Origin of the sequence: Dethiothermospora halolimnae, assembly GCF_037577855.1 — a bacterium.
Taxonomy (GTDB): Bacteria; Bacillota; Clostridia; order Tissierellales; family VENL01; genus Dethiothermospora; species Dethiothermospora halolimnae.
Genome location: NZ_JBAKFX010000130.1, coordinates 1 through 2,274 on the forward strand (window position 1 = coordinate 1; position 2,274 = coordinate 2,274).

At 34.0% G+C, this 2,274-nt stretch carries 2 protein-coding genes and 1 other RNA gene; 2 read left to right on the top strand and 1 reads right to left on the bottom strand.

Annotation, left to right across the window (positions count from 1 at the left end; genetic code table 11):
• Nucleotides 1–209 precede the first annotated feature (209 nt).
• Nucleotides 210–668, top strand: a complete 459-nt coding sequence (gene smpB / locus V6137_RS20860; RefSeq protein ID WP_425449879.1) for an SsrA-binding protein SmpB — start codon at nt 210–212, stop codon at nt 666–668.
• Between the two features lie 29 nt (nt 669–697).
• Nucleotides 698–1,051: a transfer-messenger RNA gene (gene ssrA, locus V6137_RS20865) on the top strand.
• A gap of 113 nt (nt 1,052–1,164) precedes the next feature.
• Here ssrA and V6137_RS20870 read toward each other — a convergent pair.
• Nucleotides 1,165–1,878 carry a cell wall hydrolase gene (locus V6137_RS20870; RefSeq protein WP_425449880.1) on the bottom strand — a complete coding sequence of 238 codons (714 nt, stop codon included), beginning with the start codon at nt 1,876–1,878 and terminating at the stop codon, nt 1,165–1,167.
• Nucleotides 1,879–2,274: the final 396 nt, after the last annotated feature.

Here is a 2,274-nt window from a genome sequence, read left to right on the forward strand (position 1 = left end):
GGTTAGACATTATACTTCTTTTCAAAATTAGTTAACATCTTATCTCATATTTATACGACGCTAGTCGCTTTTAAAAATTTTCGGATGAAAGTTTTGGTTTGAATAAATCTTCATGCGATTCCCGTGCAATATAGTAAAACTACAGTTGACAATTAACAATAAATTTGTTATATTTATTAATAGACTATCGAAAAGATTTGGTGATATATATGGGGAAGAATTCAAAAACAATTGCGACAAATAGAAAAGCTAGACATGACTACTTTATAGAGGAAACCTTCGAAACAGGTATTGTTTTATCTGGAACAGAGGTTAAATCTATAAGACAGGGAAGGGTCAATGTAAAGGAAAGCTATGCCATGGTAGAAAATGGTGAAGTTTTTATACATGGTATGCACATAAGTCCCTATGAACAAGGGAATATTTATAATGTTGATCCCATAAGGAAACGAAAGTTATTACTCCATAAGAGGGAAATAAATAAATTAATAGGTTATGTGACCCAAAAGGGATATTCTTTAGTTCCCCTTAAGGTCTATCTTAAAAATGGGCTTGTTAAGATAGAGTTAGCTACAGCCAAGGGTAAAAAGCTTCATGATAAAAGACAGACTATAGCTAAAAAAGAAGCCAATAGAAGAATTCAAAGACATCTAAGTGAGAAGTATTAGCAATAGGCAATTTGATAACTAAATAATATGGGGGTGAAATTGGTCTCGACGGGGGTATGGAGCCAAGAGTAGCGAGTCGTTGTCGCCAAGCAACGTAAAAAGTGGCACATAAATATAAATGCAGACGATAATTACGCATTAGCTGCCTAATAAAGGTAGCCTCTTATCTCTAGTAGTCCCGCCTATTAGGGAATAAGGGTCATTTAATCTGCGGGGAACTACTATAGGGATGCTCTGACCTATGGTAGACTAATCAGAGCTAGTCAATTAGAAAGTTTGTCGCTGAACGTTCTATGAGATGAAACTTAATACAGTGACTGTACTCGGAGAAGCTCTTGGTGAAGTGCCTTCGGACGTGGGTTCGACTCCCACCACCTCCACCAGATATTAAAAAATCGGATACCTAATGGTATCCGATTTTTTTGAGTTTAAGTTTGAGGTTGAGGATGAGGTTGAGGATATAGATAAAAAGAGAGTTGCTTAAGCAACTCTCTTTTTATCTATAAAATACATGGTCATCTATTCTTTTTACGTAAGTTTTGTTTTTTACAATCCATTCTGCTGAAGCTTTGTCTGGATTGAAAAAGTATGTGGAGTTTCCCACTGGACGCCAGCCCTTTAAGGCATCTTTAGCAGCATTTATACTCTCTTGTGATGGATTATTGTAGATAGTACCATCTGCTACGGGGCTAAACTGTGGAATCCCTTTATAGTATTCAAAGATAACTTCTTTTATACTATTGGGAAATGAAGATGATTTAACTCTATTTAGGACAACATTTCCAACGGCTACCTTTCCTGTATAGGACTCTCCCCCAGCTTCCGAATGTACTATTCTTGAAAGCCAGTAAAGATCTTTTGAATAATTATTACTAGTGTTTAGTGATGCTTTAGAAACATTAGCTGAATATAAGGTTGATTGTGTTTCAGGTCCAGCTATACCATCAATAAGAAGATTATTTGATTTTTGAAAGTTGATTACCGCCTTTTCAGTTAAAGGTCCGTATATACCGTCCACTGGACCAGCCCAATAACCCTTATTATTAAGAGTACTTTGCAAGCTAGACACATCGGAACCCCTACTGCCAAATCTCAATAATCTGTATGATGAGTTTCCAGAACTATGATCTGCAAAGGCACCTGATATGTTAAATGTAACTAATAATAATATAAGGAAAAGGGATATAATTATTTTCCTTTTTTTATACATTTAAGGTACACTCCTCTCTTTGGAAGATTTAATCGTCTGTTTGGTTGTGTATCTATTACATAGACAATATTATATAAGTTTCGACATAATATGTCAATAAAATATAATAAAATCCATATATTACATAAAGCATATGTGATAATAAATATCTAAAATGTTATATGTAATATATAGATAAAACATTAAATATTGATTTACATGCATTAATATGGTAAAATACTGATAGTAAAGAAGAGTGTACTAGCATCTACTTGGTACCTCTGGTAAATTTTAGGTAATGTAAAAAGTTCTATGAAAAACTAATGTTATGGATAATACTGGGATAAACCAGTGGAATTATACTAAGTCCACCGTAGCCGCCCTTGACAAACAGTAATCAAATGATATTTAAAATAT